This window comes from Sphingomonas folli (assembly GCF_019429525.1).
GTDB lineage: Bacteria > Pseudomonadota > Alphaproteobacteria > Sphingomonadales > Sphingomonadaceae > Sphingomonas > Sphingomonas folii.
The window spans coordinates 34,330-50,548 of the sequence record NZ_JAHXZL010000012.1 but is presented as its reverse complement, the minus strand read 5'-3'; the positions used below and the strand labels follow the sequence as shown (position 1 = coordinate 50,548).

12 protein-coding genes are annotated in these 16,219 nt (G+C 64.6%); 7 read left to right on the top strand and 5 right to left on the bottom strand.

Annotation, left to right across the window (positions count from 1 at the left end):
- Positions 1–104 precede the first annotated feature (104 nt).
- Positions 105–773, top strand: a complete 669-nt coding sequence (locus tag KZ813_RS16885; RefSeq protein WP_219756159.1) for an ATP-binding protein — start codon at positions 105–107, stop codon at positions 771–773.
- A gap of 237 nt (positions 774–1,010) precedes the next feature.
- Here KZ813_RS16885 and KZ813_RS16880 read toward each other — a convergent pair whose 3' ends face one another.
- Positions 1,011–4,979, bottom strand: a complete 3,969-nt coding sequence (locus tag KZ813_RS16880; protein ID WP_219756158.1) for a DUF8371 domain-containing protein — start codon at positions 4,977–4,979, stop codon at positions 1,011–1,013.
- Between the two features lie 251 nt (positions 4,980–5,230).
- A complete protein-coding gene (locus KZ813_RS16875) occupies positions 5,231–5,878 on the bottom strand; it encodes a DsbA family protein (RefSeq protein WP_219756157.1) in 648 nt (215 codons plus the stop codon).
- Positions 5,879–6,099: 221 nt separating this feature from the next.
- Between KZ813_RS16875 and KZ813_RS16870 the strand changes: the two genes are divergently transcribed.
- From KZ813_RS16870 to KZ813_RS16860, 3 genes are all read left to right on the top strand, one after another.
- Positions 6,100–6,504: a hypothetical protein gene (locus KZ813_RS16870; RefSeq protein ID WP_219756156.1), complete on the top strand. Its 405-nt coding sequence runs from the start codon at positions 6,100–6,102 to the stop codon at positions 6,502–6,504.
- Positions 6,505–6,652: 148 nt separating this feature from the next.
- Positions 6,653–7,087 (top strand): hypothetical protein, encoded by a 435-nt coding sequence (locus KZ813_RS16865; RefSeq protein WP_219756155.1) that lies wholly within the window; start codon positions 6,653–6,655, stop codon positions 7,085–7,087.
- A gap of 101 nt (positions 7,088–7,188) precedes the next feature.
- Positions 7,189–7,899, top strand: a complete 711-nt coding sequence (locus KZ813_RS16860) for a hypothetical protein (RefSeq protein ID WP_219756154.1) — start codon at positions 7,189–7,191, stop codon at positions 7,897–7,899.
- 713 nt (positions 7,900–8,612) lie between these two features.
- Here KZ813_RS16860 and KZ813_RS16855 read toward each other — a convergent pair.
- The 3 genes from KZ813_RS16855 to KZ813_RS16845 form a co-directional block, all read right to left on the bottom strand.
- A complete protein-coding gene (locus KZ813_RS16855) occupies positions 8,613–9,392 on the bottom strand; it encodes a helix-turn-helix domain-containing protein (RefSeq protein ID WP_219756153.1) in 780 nt (259 codons plus the stop codon).
- 12 nt (positions 9,393–9,404) lie between these two features.
- Complete coding sequence (locus KZ813_RS20425; protein WP_308461924.1) at positions 9,405–9,731, bottom strand: recombinase family protein; 327 nt, start codon at positions 9,729–9,731, stop codon at positions 9,405–9,407.
- A gap of 587 nt (positions 9,732–10,318) precedes the next feature.
- Positions 10,319–11,254 (bottom strand): DUF2971 domain-containing protein, encoded by a 936-nt coding sequence (locus KZ813_RS16845; protein ID WP_219756152.1) that lies wholly within the window; start codon positions 11,252–11,254, stop codon positions 10,319–10,321.
- 160 nt (positions 11,255–11,414) lie between these two features.
- Here KZ813_RS16845 and KZ813_RS16840 point away from each other — a divergent pair, with 160 nt between their 5' ends.
- From KZ813_RS16840 to KZ813_RS16830, 3 genes are all read left to right on the top strand, one after another.
- Positions 11,415–12,452: a HamA C-terminal domain-containing protein gene (locus tag KZ813_RS16840; RefSeq protein ID WP_219756151.1), complete on the top strand. Its 1,038-nt coding sequence runs from the start codon at positions 11,415–11,417 to the stop codon at positions 12,450–12,452.
- A gap of 28 nt (positions 12,453–12,480) precedes the next feature.
- Positions 12,481–15,006, top strand: a complete 2,526-nt coding sequence (locus KZ813_RS16835; RefSeq protein WP_219756150.1) for a DEAD/DEAH box helicase — start codon at positions 12,481–12,483, stop codon at positions 15,004–15,006.
- Between the two features lie 315 nt (positions 15,007–15,321).
- Positions 15,322–15,999, top strand: coding sequence for a hypothetical protein (locus KZ813_RS16830; RefSeq protein ID WP_219756149.1), 678 nt, complete (start codon positions 15,322–15,324; stop codon positions 15,997–15,999).
- The last annotated feature ends 220 nt before the right edge of the window (positions 16,000–16,219 follow it).

Genomic DNA, 16,219 nt, shown 5'->3' with positions numbered 1-16,219 from the left:
CGGGATGGGCGGCGGGGTCGACATGGAACCGGATCACGGTCATTCCATTTACTACCTATAGGTAGTATTCTAAGAGGGCCGAGACGTCGGCTGGGGAGACGATCATGTCCGGAGCACCCATCGCACGATCATCCTTCGCGCTCGTGAGCGATGACGCGCTTCTGCTCCATGAGTTCAGCCACCGGGTGGCGAACCAGCTCGCGGCCGGCATGGCGACTCTGCAGCTCGTCAAGGCCGCCCCTCCCGGAGGAAGGCTCCACCTCATCGATCGAGCCATCGGGCAGTTCGCCGCCTTCGGCGAGGTCCACCGTCTGCTCGCGCGACCGGTCCGGCCGATGGTCGACGTCGCGAAGGATCTGACGACCGTCTGCGGTGCCGTCGCCGCAGCCTCTTCGAATGGGGAGAAGAGCGTCGTCACCCTCCGTGCGGCTGAGACCTGGGTCGCCGGCAACGTCGCACGGCGGCTCCTGCTGGTCGCGGTCGAGGTCGTGGCGAATGCCGTCAGGCATGCTCTCGAGGGAAGAGCGGGCAGGCTGGCCATCACCTTGGACGTGACGGGCGAGGACGTGGTCCTGACGGTGGAGGACGATGGTCCCGGCATCGTGGCCGGAGCAGCCAGTTCTGGTACCGGGCTGGGGAGTGGCATCGTTGTCCAGCTGGTCGAACGCGCCGGGGGATCGATCGGCATCGAGAGCGGACCATCCGGCACGCTCGTGAAGGTGTCGCTTCCCCTTCGTACCGGTCCCGACCCGGAGGATTGGGTCGGCTTCTGATGAAGCGTGGACGTGGCGCATCGATCGGGAACTGGGACCGCCTTCAGATGGCGCAGTCACCAAGTCGAGCCGGAGACCTCCTGATCGGGAACGGCGCCAGGAAACCCCGACAGCGCAGCGGGCGGTCGGTGCTCGTCGAACAGGCCAACCTTTCCGGGTTCGCTTTCGACGAGGCTGTTGGCGAAACGCTGTGGTCCGACGCGGCGATGCTGCCGGACCCGATGCCGGGTCGCCGGCCTATGAGGACGCCGAGCTGCTCACCCTCTTCGACGCCGATCGAGGCGGCCGTAGCTGAACGTCGAGCACCCGGACTTCGAGACGAACCGCCTGCTCGGGCGACAGAGTCGATCTGAGGGCGGCTTCGAGACCGGCGGCATCCTCGATGTGCAACTCCTTCGGTCCGCCCGTCGGGAGGTTCCGTCCCGCGGCCCTACCGAACCACAGCACGAGGTACAGCCCCGCTCCGCTGGCCTCGGGGTGAGCGGCGTAGTCCTCCAACTGTCCGTCGATCGCGCTCCAGAGTTCGCGGTTCCAATGTCTTTTCACCTCGATGGGCACGATCGATCCGGCGTCACCTTCCACGCGCAAGTCCGCGCGGCGGTCCGCGACGTGGCGACTCTCGGTGGTGAGCCGTGTCACTGGCAGACCGTATCGCTCCAGGCGGTCGCGGAGGCGCTGCGCGATGTGATCTCTGCAGTCGTTCTCGGTCCGAGGACTGCAATTCGGATGACCAGGCGAGTTCCAGAATTGACGAGGTGAGGCGAGGTCCCCGCCTCTCAGCTCCGCGGCGATCCTGTCGATCTCGTTCACGATCACAGCGAGGAGGTCCGCGGCATTCGCCGGCTGGCCGGCGTTCAGAGCACGCGCGAGCGCCATGGGCGACGGCGCCTTGAAGTTGATGTCCCTGAGCAGACCCGCCTGAACCCGGCCGTGATGCGCCAGGAGGTCGTGCCACTCCTTGAGCGCGGAGTTCGCGATCAGGCGTCCGAAAGCGTCGCTGGCGGCTTGCGTCGGCGAAGATCTGAGCCTCGCGATCGCGTCGGCCACCAACTCGCCGGGTGAGCCCGGCGTCATCGCGGCGGGCGAGGGGGGAGGACATGTGCAGCCGACGCCTGCGACGAAGAGTTCGTCCCGCTTCACGGCTCGCATCGGATCGAGCGATCCGATTTCCCTGAACGCACCGAGATCGTCTACGAATCGCCCAGCACCCGCAGCGCCGACGAGATCGGTCAGGAAGACGCCGGCGTGATCGGCGGGCGATAGGCTGAAGGCGACGTGTGCCCACGCCTCCCTGCTCGCGGGCTTCTGTTCCGGAGTGGCGAGCGCCCGCTCGGCGATCCTGAGGATCAGACTTTCGTCATGATGGCCGACGAGGATCGCAAGCAGTTGTTCCAGCGCGACGCCGTCGATCTTCGGCCAGGCGTCGAGGAGCGCCGCGGCGACTGGGGCTGCGACTTCGATCCAGGCCGGACCGCGCGTGTGCGATGCGAGAAGCAGTCCACGTCCTTCCACCAGCTCGGTGTACCATAGCCCCCCAAGCATGCGGCGCCCGCGAGCGGTGTTGAGAGCCGCGACGGCCAGCGCGGTGATCCTCTCCGCGGCGTACCTTTCCGTGGTCATGTGCGCGTAGTTGAGGGCGAGGATGGCGCTTGGCTCGTCGATGTGGATATCGGTTCCTGTCTCGAGAGCCCTGGCGAGAGCCGCCATGTACGCTGATGTTCCATCGGCGATGTCACGGGGGTCGAGCAGGGTGAGCGCATGAAGGTCCAGCGGCGGCCGTCGCAGCAGGTTGTCCCAGCATCGTTCAATCCCGTGTGCCTGCGCGGTGCCTACGAGTGCCTCCAGCTTGTTCCACCCACCGCCCCGCTCGAGGTAGCGTCGCGCGGCCCAGTCGAGGGTCTGCGTGAGCTCAGCCGGCGTGCCGCTCGTCAGGACCCGGTCAACGAAGACGGCGTTGCTGGCGAGGGTCTCCTTCATCTTCGAAGAATCCTCGGCGCGTCGCATCGCGACATCGCGTCGGAGGGATGACCAGGGACTGCGGGTGAGCTGATCAAGCGGACGAGCCGGGCGATGCCGGTCGACGTGCCTGTAGAGGCGCCAGTACGCGCGGGGGTCGCGGATCGTGGTGGTGAGCTCTACCGCCAGGCAGACCAGCTCGTGATCTGGCGGCGCCGTCCGACACACGCGGGAAACCAGATGCCGCGTCGCCGCGAGGCCGGGTGCGTCACCTGTCAGGCGACGATGCCGTTCCACGACGGTTCGCGGCTCCCACTCTGCCAGAACGTCGAGGAGTTCGGCCGATCTCCGCGGCTCAGCATTCAGCCATGCTCTCACGGCTTCGACGATGGTTCTCGCAAGCACGTGCTCGTCGGCGGAGTGTGCGTTTTCTATCCAGCGCACGAGCCGCTCCGCGCTCAACGTCCGAGCGGAGAGGATGGCGGCCTCCAGCGCAACGTCGCGTACGGCGCGAGCTTCGGCGAGGCGGTCGGATGAGGCCACCTGCGTGGTCGTGAAGAGCTTCCCGGCATCGAACAGGCGCGGCGTAGGCCAACGGCGAAGTGCGTTTCTCAGTGGTTGCGTATACCCCAGCATGGTGCCGTCAGCCGCCGGGATCGACCGCAGCAGGTCTCGCAGGGCGGAGATCGACATCCCGTCCGGTACCAGCTTCGCACCTGCCGACATGCTGATGGCGAAGGAGGTCTCGTCATGGTGTCGCGCCAGACCGCCCAGTAGCAGGGTCGCCGCGGCGATCCCGTCCGGATGGCCGCTCATGAAGGCTTCGGCGGCTCGACGTCGGAGCGGCTTCTGCTCCCTGGGGTCGAGGGTGATCTTCGCGAGCAGCGGCAGCAGGGGGGCGAGCGGCGCGACGCGTAGAGCCTCGGCCACGAGAGTTCTGCGGTGCACGGTCTCGGACGCATCGACGAGCAGGTTCGCCAATCCGTCCTCGAGATCCGGTGAGACGAGACCTGCCAGGGTTGAAGCGGAATGGTCGAGCCGCATGAACCATCGGTCGCGACGCCCGACCTGATCAAGGACGTGCTGACGATCCCAAGGGGACAATGCCGCGGCGTCCCCATAGAACAGCACATTCTCCGGATGGCTGCGTACGAGGCGAGTGGCTTCGGTGACGGACCGACGCGAGTTGGAGAGGTGTGTTACCAGCCAGGCGTGGAGGCCGCGAAGAGGCGTGGGTGGATGGTCAGAGTCCCCGTTGATCAGCGCTACGATGCGATTCAACGGCAGAGCGACCCGGCCCGCCCCGTTGACGGCATCGGCCAGCGCCTTCCCGCCGAGGAACTCGGCGATGGTGCGGTGGGTCGGGACCCAGCCATCTCCCGTGCGCTGCCACAGACCGCTATCGAGCGCGGCATCGAGGGCCGCGGTGTCGATCCCCGCTGCGAGAAGTTCGTCCACGCCCACGGCATCCGCGCGGCTGAGACCTCGATGCGGTAGTCCGTCCACGTCGGACATGATCGTCAGCGCGAAGGTTCGTCCCGACGCGTCGATGATGGCGGACGGCCCCGGACGATCGGGTCGTGCAGCCAATCGCTCGTCGTTGTACTCGGCCGCCATGAGGAGGGTGGCGCGCGTGTATAGCTCGAAGCGGCTGCTTGGCCACGTGCCTTCGCGCCAATCCCCGCTTCCTGCCACCGTGGAGTGGAGAAGCAGTAGAAGCAGTGGATTTCCCAGGAACGGCTCGCCGCCGAGCGACTTGGCGCGATGGATGAACGCGGCCGGATCGTCGACTCCGTGCGCCTCGAGGATGCGCGCCGCTTCCACATCCCCGAGCGCCAGCAGCGTCGCCACGACATTCGCATCCAGCACCTTCGCGTCCGCGGCGCGCCAATCCTCCTCTCGGCAGGAGAGGCGCCATCTCTCCACGCCCAGCCTCTCCATCGCCTGTGCGATGGCGTGGATCTTGTCGCGACCCGAGCCCGACGCCCGGTATTCGTCGAGTGCGTCGATGTAGACCGGTTCCGCGACTGGCCTGGTTCTGGTCGCGAGCTCCCGGGCGGTGAGGAACGTCCCACCTGTCCGAGCCGCGCACTGGCGGAGGAGGGTGGACTTCCCCATGCCCGGCGAGCCGAGCAGGACCGTCCGTTCGGAGCCTTCCAACGTGTCTCCGGCCTCTGTTTCATCGGACCGCACGCCCTCCAGAAGACGAACCCTGCGGTTCACGTGCACTTCGTTCCCGGTGCTTCTCATGATGGCGAGCTAACCCGATCCGCCTCCGGGCGACAGGCATTCCAGGCGAGTCATACGCCGGTAGAAGGAGAATGGACGTGGTGCTTGCCGCCAAGGACGACCGGCCCCTGGGCGACGCCGACGGTTTTCACGGCGGGATGGACGCGGTTGGCAGGCTCGGTCTCGTCAGCAGTGCGTGTCCGAACGGATCACCGCGTTCTGCTGACGGCGGTGTCGTGCGAGGCGGTCGTCCATCGTTCGGCGGACTTGGATCAGACTTCCGTGTGAGCACGCGCGCGGGAGAAAAGGCGCTTGAAGTCGACGACTTCGATGGCCCCCATGACCAGCAGAGAACCCGCGAGGAAGCCGGGGGTGCCGGTCAAGCCGATGGCGAAAGCCTGACGGGCATTGGCTCGAAGCTGCGCGGCGGTGGACCTGTCGTGCGTGGCCATCCACGAGGTGGCGCGCTTCCAATCGCCGCCCTCGGAGGTGACTATCTCGCGCAGCATGCCGTCTCCTATCGCTCGGCCGTCCGTCATCAGGCGGCGGTGCACGGCGGAGTAGATGCCCTGCTCGACGCAGGAGAGAGCCAGGGAGGCCGCCTTCTCGGACGCTGCGCCGAAGATCGGCCACTCCTTGTGGACGACCAGCACGTCGCCATCGCCACGCACAGCCTCCGCCTGGGCGGGGTATGCGCGTCGGCACGCGGGGCAGCGGTAGTCGGAGAACACCACGAGCCGCAGGGATGCGCCGATCGGCCCATCGATCGGCGATCCCTCCTCGAAGTCGATCGAGCTTGCCGCCGGTCCGACATCCCGGCCGATCGGGGCGTTCCTGCGAAGTACCTGCCCGACGATGTAGCCACCTGCCATCAGGGCTCCCGCCTGCATCGCCTGACGTCGGCCGAAGGCGGTCGCCATGAATGATGAACTCCCATGGTGAGACCAGCTGATCGAGGTGATCGAAGCGGACAACGGCCACGGATCCCGCGAGGTGGCCTTGCCCGGGTGCAATGCGCGGAGAGGGGGCCGCGGGCAAGAGCCCGTCATCGTCCAACCGCCGGTGTCGGATCGGCTTCGATCGCCTGGTTTCCGCCGTCAATCATCGTGACTCGGTGGAGCGGCCTCGGTATGACCGCGCCATGGCCGTCATCCGACAGCATCTTCTCGCGCGAGGTTGCCTCGCGGTGCTGCTGATCGCACTTACGCTCGCGATGCGTCTGGTCGTGCCCGGAGGGTATGCGCCCGATGTGGCCGGAGGCGAGGTGAGGCTCGCCGTTTGCACTCCCGGTGGTCCTCAGGTGCTTCCGGTCTCCGTTCCGGAGTTCCGCCAGCGGGGCTCGGTGAGCGACGACGTCGCCAGGCCATCCGGCGCATGTGCGTTCACGGCTTTGCGCAGTGCGTACGGATCGGCGGTGGATCCCTGCCTGCTGGCGGCCGCGATCGCCTTCATCATCGCCATCTCGATCTTCTGGGTTCCTCTCGGCGCACTGGCCGAGTCGCGACGCCTCCGACCTCCGCTGAGGGGGCCGCCGCTCCACGCCTGAGCGGCGTCAAGCCGCTTCTGAAGCGTACCTGCGGCCGCGAAGTCATCGGCCGTGGGCATCCATGGCAGCCCGCCGTCCCTTTGCGACACCTCGTCGACGAACTTCGACGTGTCGATGCGGAGTCGTGGGCTGTGGTCGAGGAGCAATCATGTTCAGCATTCGAAATAGCGAGCCGACGTTCGCCTACATCGCCACCCGCCGCTTCCTGCTCGTGGCCGGGCTGGTCTCCATCGCGATCAGCCTCTTCACATGGACGCTGGATCTCACGCAGGCGACGTATGCCTGTCCGTTCTGCCGTGTTCAGCGCTCGGCCATCGGGCTCCTGGGAGTCGCCATACTGATGGTTCCGTACGCGAACCGGTTCCTGCTCAGGTACACGTCGATGGCGATCGCCGTACTCGGTCTGGGTGTCGCCATGATGCAGAATTTCAATGGCGGTTGGATGAAGATGTTCAAAGGAACCTTCGCTTTCCATGACCCGATCTGGTTCGACTCGACCCTTCTCTCCTCATGCGCCATCCTGATCATGTCCTTTCAGCTTGGCGTGATCTTCGAATCATCTGCGCGCCAAGCCTGGCGCTGATCGATCGCGCCGTGCTCGGGCATCTTCTAAGTTCGAGCACGGCGCGATGCTGGTTGCGGCGGAACACAGGAGCTATCAAGATGAGAACAGTAGTATCGTTGTTGGTCGCGACGCTGGCGCTTGCCACGCCGGTGGCGGCCGAGACTACGAGCGTGGTCGTACGGGTGCTGAGCCAGGACGGCAAGTTCGTCGGGGACCACACCGGCGGAGCCCGGATAACCTTGACTGACGCGAGGACCGGGAAGGTGCTGTCTCGCGGTGTCACCTCGGGTGGAACCGGCAGCACCGAACGCATCATGGATGCGGCCGGTAGGTCGCGGACCATCGCCGATGACGATGCGGCGGCGTTCCGGGCGGATCTGGACATCGATGAACCGACCCTCGTCGACCTGGACGTGGAGGGCCCGCTTGCCAGACCGGGGTCCGCCATCCACGTAAGGTCGCAGCGCTGGATCGTCCCGGGCGAGGCGATCGCCACCGGCAACGGTTGGATGGTCGAGCTCCCTGGGTTGGCCATAACCCCTCAGAGCGAGCGCAAGGGGGATGCGCTCACCGTCACTGCGAAGGTCGAGCTCATGTGCGGGTGCCCGATCACTCCTGGCGGACGCTGGGACGCGAGCGACTACTCGGTCAAGGCGATGCTTTTGTCCGGAAGGCGGCGTTTGTCGGTGACGCCTTTGACGTTCAAGGCGGCGCCGGGAACCTACGCGGGCACGGTAACGATGCCGAACGTGCGTGACGTCCGACTGGTCGTATACGCAGTCAACTCGAAGACGGGCAATTCCGGTCTCGTGGAGACGCGCGTGCGCTAGTCGTCGCCCACCGATCGCCGCCGTATGCCTTGATCGCTTAGCGACAGGGGCGCGGCGGCGGCCAGGCCACTTGCGTGACCGCGGCGGAGCGCCTGCGCCCTGCTGGCGATAGGCTGGGCCATGCGCGGGTAGGAAGGCCGGTCATGATCTGCACGCCGAGCGCGGGCGACGGTCGGACTTCGGTGCAAGGCTATGATGCGGGGGCGGGCCGATGCGCGACACGCCTCGTGGCGGAAGAGGCCTGCGTGCAGCTCCTCCAGCAGCCCAGCGCTCCCTTAGCCGCCAGCACCGGCCTCGCGTGTCTTTTTCGCAGCTCCTGCTTTGCCCTCATCCGCTGCGCCGGCCAGGGGCTCGACCGCTTGTTGGAAAGCGCTCGCGCCACTAGCGGGCATTGAGATAGCCGATCATGCTGAGACCATGTGCGCGACTCTCAGAATCCTGGCGATCTTATTGCTGCTCCCTCCAGTCGCCTTGATAACCATCGCTCATACGACTCCACGAACACCGGCATCTGATTGGATCTGGGCGGCGGTGTTGATAGGACTCGGTCTGGCGAGCATCGCGGCCTTCCGAACATCGAAGTGGAGCGATACGGCGCCGGCGGTGGTGGCGGTCGTTTATGTGATAGCCGCCGTGCCAACGCTGCCGTTCTTGGCTGTGGTCGCAGTCTGCACCACGGGCAACTGCCTGTGACGATCGCGGGGACTGCGCGATCAGCGGATGAAGTATCCGCTGACCCGCCAGCTTCCATCTTCCTTGGAGAGCACCACGGTCTCCAGTCCGTCGGGCTTCGTGGCGAACCGAGTTTGGAATTGTAGCACCTCGTAATCCCCTGCCGGAACGCCGGGCAGGGTCGTGGTCTTCACCGCGCTTTGCAGGACGCGTAATGAAACGTGCCCAAGCGGGGTGCGCACGGACTGGCTTTTCGCCTGCCACTGCGTCGAGGTGATGGAGCGCTTGAACACCTCGGCGGCCGCTTGCCAGCTGGCATCCCACTGGCCGGCATCGAGCATCTCGACCCATCTGCGTGCTGCGGATGACGCCTCGGTCTCGGCAGGAGGCGAAACCGATTGCGCGCTCGAGGCGGGCGCCTGCGCGCTGTTCGGACCACCGACCAACGTCGAGAGCGCAACGACTGCGATGACAAGGGACATCATGAGCATTCCTCCGGTAAACCATGCCAGGCGATGCTGCGTGGGTCGCGGCACGGCTGGGTGGTCGGTTCTCTCCGGATACGACGGGGCCTCCGCATGCCCGAATTCCTTGTGTACGACGAAATTGGGTCGGGTCCCATCCATGTCCGCTAGGCGTCGAGCGGCCTCGCGGCTGCTCGACACGCCCAGCTTACGGCGGGCCTCCCGCAGCCGATCGTTGACCGTGTGCACCGACAGATCAAGCGTGCGGGCGATGGACTTCGCGTCGTGGCCGACCAGGAGCAGGCGCAGCACTTCCTTCTCACGCTCGCTCAGAGCGACGGGGTTGCCAGGTTGCATAGCGAGTGGGTCCTACGCGGACCGCGCGATGGGCCGCTTCATCTTTCGGTACATGGTCGACACTGCCGAGCTCGAGCTGCCGCGCAGCCTCTGCGGATGGCGCGCTGGCCGCCACCAGCTTGGGCGCCGCGCTGGCCTCGTCTTCTTCCCCGGCCGGTATGCAGGCGGCTTACCCTGGGTCCGTGCCGCGGCGACGCCGTCGAAGGTGCGTTCGGAGGTCAGCCGTCGCCCGAAATGGATCATGGCACCGGACAAGTGGAAAATCAGTTTGCCGACCGCGCGCGAGGTGTCGATCGACTCCTTCAGGCTGAGGAGCGATATCCCGCGCTCGCATCGCATCTGGACGGCGGTGAGCAGCTCGCCAAAGCGAGCGGCACAGCCGGTGGAGCCGCACGATCGCCGGCGTGTCGTCCTCGCGAGCAAAGCCCAACAGTCCGGCAAACCGAAGGTGCTCCACGCTCCTGGCGGGCAGAGCGTCAGTGAACACCCGAACCGAACTGGCCGCCTCCACCGCAACCGCCTTCCGGCGATGTCCCGATCTCCGGTGCTGACGTGCGCGTAACCGAGAACGCCGAACAACCCATGCTCCCCAAACGACCGTTCTGTGAACGCCGGCGCCTGCGTCATACCGAAGCGCACAATCCCGTCCTAAAACTCCACGCCTTAAACGCGCGGTGTCGACAACAGGCAACCACCATTCGTGAGCATCCACACGTGGCAAATGCTGCCGTCCATCGCCCGGAGAGAATGGACCTTCGCCCCAATCAGGTTCCTTAAGGTTCTGATGTCCGTGATGCCGCAACGTTCCGAGAACGACCGTGAACGCGTGCGAGGTATGGCAGCCGCTGTCTCGTCGCTTAAAGATAAGTCCTGACCGGAACGGCACCGGCGAAGCTCAGCCCGGATTGAAGGGCCATTGAGGAGGTTCAGGATACCGGATCCGCCTCAGACACAGCGATCTCGGCGACAGGACCGAGCTCCTCCAGATCGTCCAGGTCGTCCCAAATGATGTCCTTGAACATGAGGAAGCTGGGCTCCTGTACCGCCATCGCATCAATCTCGTCTCGATCGACCAGATACCGGCGCAAACCGAATCCCTCGTCTTTGGGAAGCACCTGCCAAATTTTGATGTGGGGATGATCGTTGAGGAGCTTGACGATACTTTTGATGACCGACCCGTTGCATCGGAGTCCGAACAGGATCGCGGTGATGCAGAAGGGCGCGTCGGTCACGCCGTTGCGGTCGCGAATGTCCCGCCACTCCTTCTCATACTTCCACTCGTTCGACTTGGTGTAGAAGTAGGTCCTGAACACCTGTTCCTTTGCGGCCGCGTCATCTCGAACCTTCCACCGGTACAGATCGCTCGTCTTGATCGCGCGCGGCCCCTTGTAGTCCACCGCTTGGAGGCGCGGGTGCTCTTGGTCGCGGGTGTCGTACTCAATGCAGATGCCCCGGTGCTCGTCGGCATAGTGCGACCACATTAGCCCGCTCTTCCATGTCGCGGACAGCGAGAGGACACCTTGGTCGCCGAACTCTAGGTCCAGCTCCCGCTTGATGGCGCTGGCGAGCGTGCGCATCAGATAGCTTTCGACCTCCGGCTCGGTCCGGTAGTCACCGTGCTCGGACGCATAGTAGCGTAGCCGCCCAATTTCGCTCCGGGCCTCATCCTCGTTCTTCCGCTTGACAATCATGCGATAGAGCAGTCGCTCGAGGTGTCGGCGATCTATGTCAACGTCGATCGTTGGATCGCAGTCGAGCGGATCGTTGAAGGTGGACGGCTTAGCGTAGAAGACTTCTGCCTCGGTTATCGCCCGCAGGGTATTTACGCCGAACGGTTTGTACTTGTATACCTTGTCCGGCATTATCGTTCCTGTGCCCCGGTCGCGGAGTTGCCTGCTAGGTTCGTTCGATTGACGGCGTGCCGCGCCCGAGCATAGCAAGCGAGTTTGAACATGTGTGAGCGCCGACGACAAGTGAGCATACCGACAGCATGACGATCGTGCCCTGCGAGCTTGCGCTCCCTTGACCGATACCCCAGCCGTTCCGGCTGCACCCTTAATCGGGGCCCTCGAGGATGCGCTGGCGTCGCTGCAGCGTGATCTGTCGAAGCTGTCAGCGCGGCTGAAGGGGGTAGATCATACCGTGGAGACCGAGTGTAAGGCGCTGACGCTCCGTCTCCACTATCCTGCGTTCCGGCAGCGCAAGCCGATGGTGTCGGAGCTGGTGGACACTGTCTCGACGTACATCGTCAACTTCTGCCTGCCCCGTCAGCAGGTCGCGGAGCTTAATGAACGATACGGGAAGGTCTCGGCGGAGGAATTCACGGAGATGTTCGAGGTGCTTCGTCAGGAGGCATTCGATCTGTTCAAACGCGCTCATGTTGCGACAAACCGCAACGGCGAGGCCGGCGAGCTCATCCTTTATCTACTGACTGAGTGGCTTCTCGAGGCCCCCCAGATCGTTGCGAAGATGTCGCTGAAGACGAACACCGAGATGCCGGTGCATGGCGCGGACGGAGTGCATGTACGATACTGCGCAGTCACGGGGCGGCTCTACATATATTGGGGTGAGTCTAAGCTCTACGGCGACCTCGACCAAGCCTTAAAAGAAGCGGCGAAGTCGATTGCCGAGTCCCTAGACGACAAGAAGATCAAGCACGAGATCACGCTTGTGAAGCGTCACCTCGACCTGTCCGGCCTCACCCCGGACGCCAAGAAGGCGATGCTCGACTTCCTCGATCCTTATGGATCGGGATACGCAAACCGCCACGACGTCATCTCCTGCCTCGTCGCCTTTGATTTCGACGCTTTCGCGGCCGCGCTGGCATGCGAGATGGATGCGGAGGAGGAGTTTCGCCGGCTGGCTCTCGCGAAGCTGGAGGAGACTGCTCCGAAGATCGCCAAAGCGCTCAAGGCCAAGGGCATGGAGCATCAGGAGGTAGAGATGTTCATCATGCCGGTTCCGTCGGTGGCGACGCTGCGCAACTTATTCCAGGACAAGATCGGTTGGAAGCATCCGGCCATTGGAAAGGCACCGAAGAAGAGCGCCGGCAAGAAGTAGACCCGCGGTACGAAGGGGGCGTGGACCGATGCAGGAACTGGCCGATCAGATTTGGGGGAACAGCCGCTTCCATGATGCGGCTGCGCTCGCGCATCGGACGTGGCTCGCACGCGAGCTGGGAAGGCCGATCGACCCCGAGGTGACGATGGAGGAGGCAGTCCGCCTGATGCAGGCCTCCGCAATCCTAGCCTGTTCGAATGATCCGATGCACCGGCGCCAGGCATACCGCTCGGCGACCATGACCTACGAAGTGGTGGGCGCGAAGACGCTGCCCATGCAGCAGGCGCTGCGGGTGGTGTTGGCTCGGCTGGGCAACTTTCCGGCGTTGGAGACGCGCGAGGACGTCGGTCGTGCCGCCGCGGACCTTCCGCTGGATCTCGCAATCGAGGAGATGGCCCTCTCGGACCGCCGCCGAGTCCTGCTGCGGGATCGCCCCGCGTTGCTGACGAGCTTCCAGCACGACCTTTGGAGCAAACTTGGCGAAGGGCGCAGCATCGCCGTCGCTGCGCCAACGTCCGCCGGAAAATCCTTCATACTCCAGGGCCATCTCGCCCGCGTGTTCGAAGAAGCGGAGGAGCGCACCGTCGTCTACCTCGTGCCGACCCGTGCATTGATCGCGCAGGTCGCGCGCGATCTGGCTGACTTGTTTCGCGGCACGGAGGCGGCGCCGGAGATCCTCACCGTGCCGCTCGACGAAGATCAGCCGCTGCCGAAGCGTGCAATATTCGTGATGACGCAGGAGCGGACCCAGCTGATGCTAGCAGCGCATGCAGACATGAGCGCCGAGATCGTCATCGTCGACGAGGCCCACAGTATCGCCGACCAGGGTCGCGGCATCCTGCTGCAGTGGGTTGTGGACGACCTGCTTCGCCGGCGCGCGGATGCGCAGCTGCTTTTCGCCAGCCCAGGCATCCGCAACCTGGACGTGTTTGGCCGCACCTTCGGCCTTGATAGCGTGGAGACGCTTCCGTCGACTGAGCCGACAGTTGCGCAGAACTTCCTGATCGTGCGCGTGACCTCGTCGCGTCAAGGTGAATTCTCTGTCTCAAGCATCGAGCCGGGCGGCGAAGAGGCGCTCGTCGGCGAGTTTGTGATCGGACAGACGATCGCGTCGAAGAAGGAGCGCCTCGTCCAAATATCGGCCGCTCTCGGCAAGGGCGCGCCAACTATCGTCTATGCGAACGGCGCCGCCGAGGCGGAGGACCTAGCCATCCAGCTAGCCGACCTGTTTGCGGACCGGGAAACGACGCCGCGGCGCGAGGCGCTTGCGCAGCTCGTCGACCAGTCGGTGCACCCTTCTTACGTCCTGGCAGCGGCGGTGCGCGGAGGTGTTGGCTTCCACTACTCCAACATGCCAACGCAGGTCCGGCAGGCGGTGGAGGATGCCTTCGCGGATGGTGCGATCGACTTTCTGGTGTGCACCAGTACGCTTCTTCAGGGTGTGAACCTGCCGGCCCGCAACGTTTTCATGTGTAGGCCGGAGAAGGGGAGGCAGAGGCCTCTGGAGGGTACCGACTTTTGGAACCTTGCGGGTCGCGCTGGCCGGCTCCGCCGCGAGTTCCAGGGCAACATCTTCCTGATCGACTATGATGAGTGGAAGGCTAAGCCACTCGATCACGAGAGGGACAGCGAGATCGTGCCGGCCCTGCAGGACGGTGTTACGCAGCGGCTGGAGGATCTCGTCGCGACGATTGCGTACGACGATAATGACGACAGGAAGTCAGACGGCGACCTCGAGACCCTGTTCGTCCGGCTCCTGGACGATCATTCGCGCGGCGAGCTGCCAACCACCCTGTCGCGGCTGACCGCGGCGGGCGTGCCGTCGGCGTCAGCCGAACGAGTCCAGGCCGCACTCGACGAGGCGGTCGAAGTGCTGACTCTGCCCGTTGAAGTCGTGCGCCAGAGTCCGAATCTGTCACCGCACCGGCAGCAGGCGCTTCACGCGGCGCTTCTCGCCAGAGCGGGTAGGGACAAGGCTAGCGTGCGCGCGCTGATCCCCGCGCATCCGCGCGACAGCGCAGCATACACCTCCTACGCGTCGTTGCTGAGGCTTTGCCACACGCACCTGCTGGGGCTTCCGGAGAGCCACGGATCGCACCGGTACCATGCCCTAATGGCGGTGTTCTGGATGAGCGGCGACCCGCTCCCGAAGATCATCGACAACGCTATCAACTACGACAAAAAGAAAAGCTCGCGGGCGGTGATCCGCAACACGCTCGAAACGATAGAGAAGGTGATCCGGTTCGAGGTGGTCCGTCTGATGTCGTGCTACTGCGCCGTGCTTCTACAGGTTATGGATGAGATCGGCTTGTCGGAGATGGCCGGCTCGGTCCCCCCGATATCTCTCTATCTTGAGGTCGGTGCCTCCGACAGGTCGATGATCAGCTTCATGGGCCTCGGATTGTCGCGTGTCGCCGCAGCTATTCTCAACGATGCCGCGGTCAACAAGGACATGACGATCGCGGAGGCGCGTGTCTGGCTGAAGGACGCCACTCTCGAAGCGTACGAGCTGTCACCGTTGCTGGTAGAGGAAATACGCCGGGTGGCCCGCTGATCTCGTTGCGGGAGGCGCAAGTCCACTTCAGCGAGGCTTCGTCGCCTTCAGGCGGTCGCCGCCTCCGACGCGGACTGGCAATCAACGGCTTACGGTTGCCGGACGATTCCCACATATACGAACGTCAGCTTCCGGGCGGCGCTCAAGCCGCCGTCAACGTCCACATCTGGGTCCCAAACGGACGGTTTGCCAGCCTAACGTCGCCAACTTCAAGGCTCGCTGCAGACCGGCGGATTCCTCGACGAAGCCCATCCTATATGGCAGGATGGCTTCCGCTTCGTGGACATACAAGTCGACGGCGCGGGAGAGGTTACGATGAGGATCAATGCCGTCGCTTCGATCTCGCTGATAGCGGTTACCGGCATCGGGCTGACCCAGTCGGCATACGCACAGACGACCAAACCCTCGCAGACAGAACCCTACCTCGCCGAGTTCGCCGACTGCGTGGTGGCTCAGAAGGGGCGCCGGGCCGCCGTGGCCGCCTTTGTGCGCACTGTGCCGAACAGCTCGGGCTTCTTCGACGCCAGCATGAAGGCAGCGGATCTTACCTGCCTCAACGCAGCGGCGCGTCGATTCGGCGGGAAACTTGAGATGAGGATGCAGCCGGAGGCTTTCCGCTATGCGCTCTACCCAGCGCTTTACCGGCGTGACTTTGGCCACGGGGCTCCTGTCCCGACGGCCGTGACAAACGCACCCCCGGTCGACCTTGCAAGCGAGTTCGACGGCGACATCACAGGGCTGCCATCGACCTACAGGCCTTCGCGAGCGTTTGGCGATTGTGTTGTGCGAGAGAACCCAGCAGGCGCTCATGCGCTATTAATGGCCAAGCCATTCAGTCGGGCGGACACAGCAGCGATCGAAGGTCTGACGCCATCGTTTGCGGCATGCTTGTCAGAGGGGCAAACCGTGAGGCTTACCCGTCCGGCCATGCGAGCGTTTGTCGGTGAGGCAGCGTATAAGCTGGCGCTTGCGGGATCGCGCACGACAGGATGAGTCCTCTGTTCCGCAAGCATCGGCTGATCGCCCGGCTTATGAGTTGAACGACGTTCGAGGCCGGACACGACCGTGCCGTCACCGTTTCCATGCATCCACGCGTGAGGCGCTGGCGACAGACCGTGGATCGATTGAAAGCCCTTTGCCGCTTGGATGGCTCTCCAAGCCGGAACGAGCGAGGCAGCTTCCTGCTCGCTGGCGAAAAGCGGGTCAGCCGGGA

Bases quoted from the DNA above. Each gene is read 5' to 3' on its own strand.
- KZ813_RS16865 (WP_219756155.1), top strand. From the start codon at position 6,653: ATGTTCAGCATTCGAAATAGCGAGCCGACGTTCGCCTACATCGCCACC.
- KZ813_RS16870 (WP_219756156.1), top strand. From the start codon at position 6,100: ATGGCCGTCATCCGACAGCATCTTCTCGCGCGAGGTTGCCTCGCGGTG.
- KZ813_RS16835 (WP_219756150.1), top strand. From the start codon at position 12,481: ATGCAGGAACTGGCCGATCAGATTTGGGGGAACAGCCGCTTCCATGAT.
- KZ813_RS20425 (WP_308461924.1), bottom strand. From the start codon at position 9,731: ATGCGATGCGAGCGCGGGATATCGCTCCTCAGCCTGAAGGAGTCGATC.
- KZ813_RS16875 (WP_219756157.1), bottom strand. From the start codon at position 5,878: ATGGCGACCGCCTTCGGCCGACGTCAGGCGATGCAGGCGGGAGCCCTG.
- KZ813_RS16880 (WP_219756158.1), bottom strand. From the start codon at position 4,979: ATGAGAAGCACCGGGAACGAAGTGCACGTGAACCGCAGGGTTCGTCTT.
- KZ813_RS16855 (WP_219756153.1), bottom strand. From the start codon at position 9,392: ATGCAACCTGGCAACCCCGTCGCTCTGAGCGAGCGTGAGAAGGAAGTG.
- KZ813_RS16830 (WP_219756149.1), top strand. From the start codon at position 15,322: ATGAGGATCAATGCCGTCGCTTCGATCTCGCTGATAGCGGTTACCGGC.
- KZ813_RS16845 (WP_219756152.1), bottom strand. From the start codon at position 11,254: ATGCCGGACAAGGTATACAAGTACAAACCGTTCGGCGTAAATACCCTG.
- KZ813_RS16885 (WP_219756159.1), top strand. From the start codon at position 105: ATGTCCGGAGCACCCATCGCACGATCATCCTTCGCGCTCGTGAGCGAT.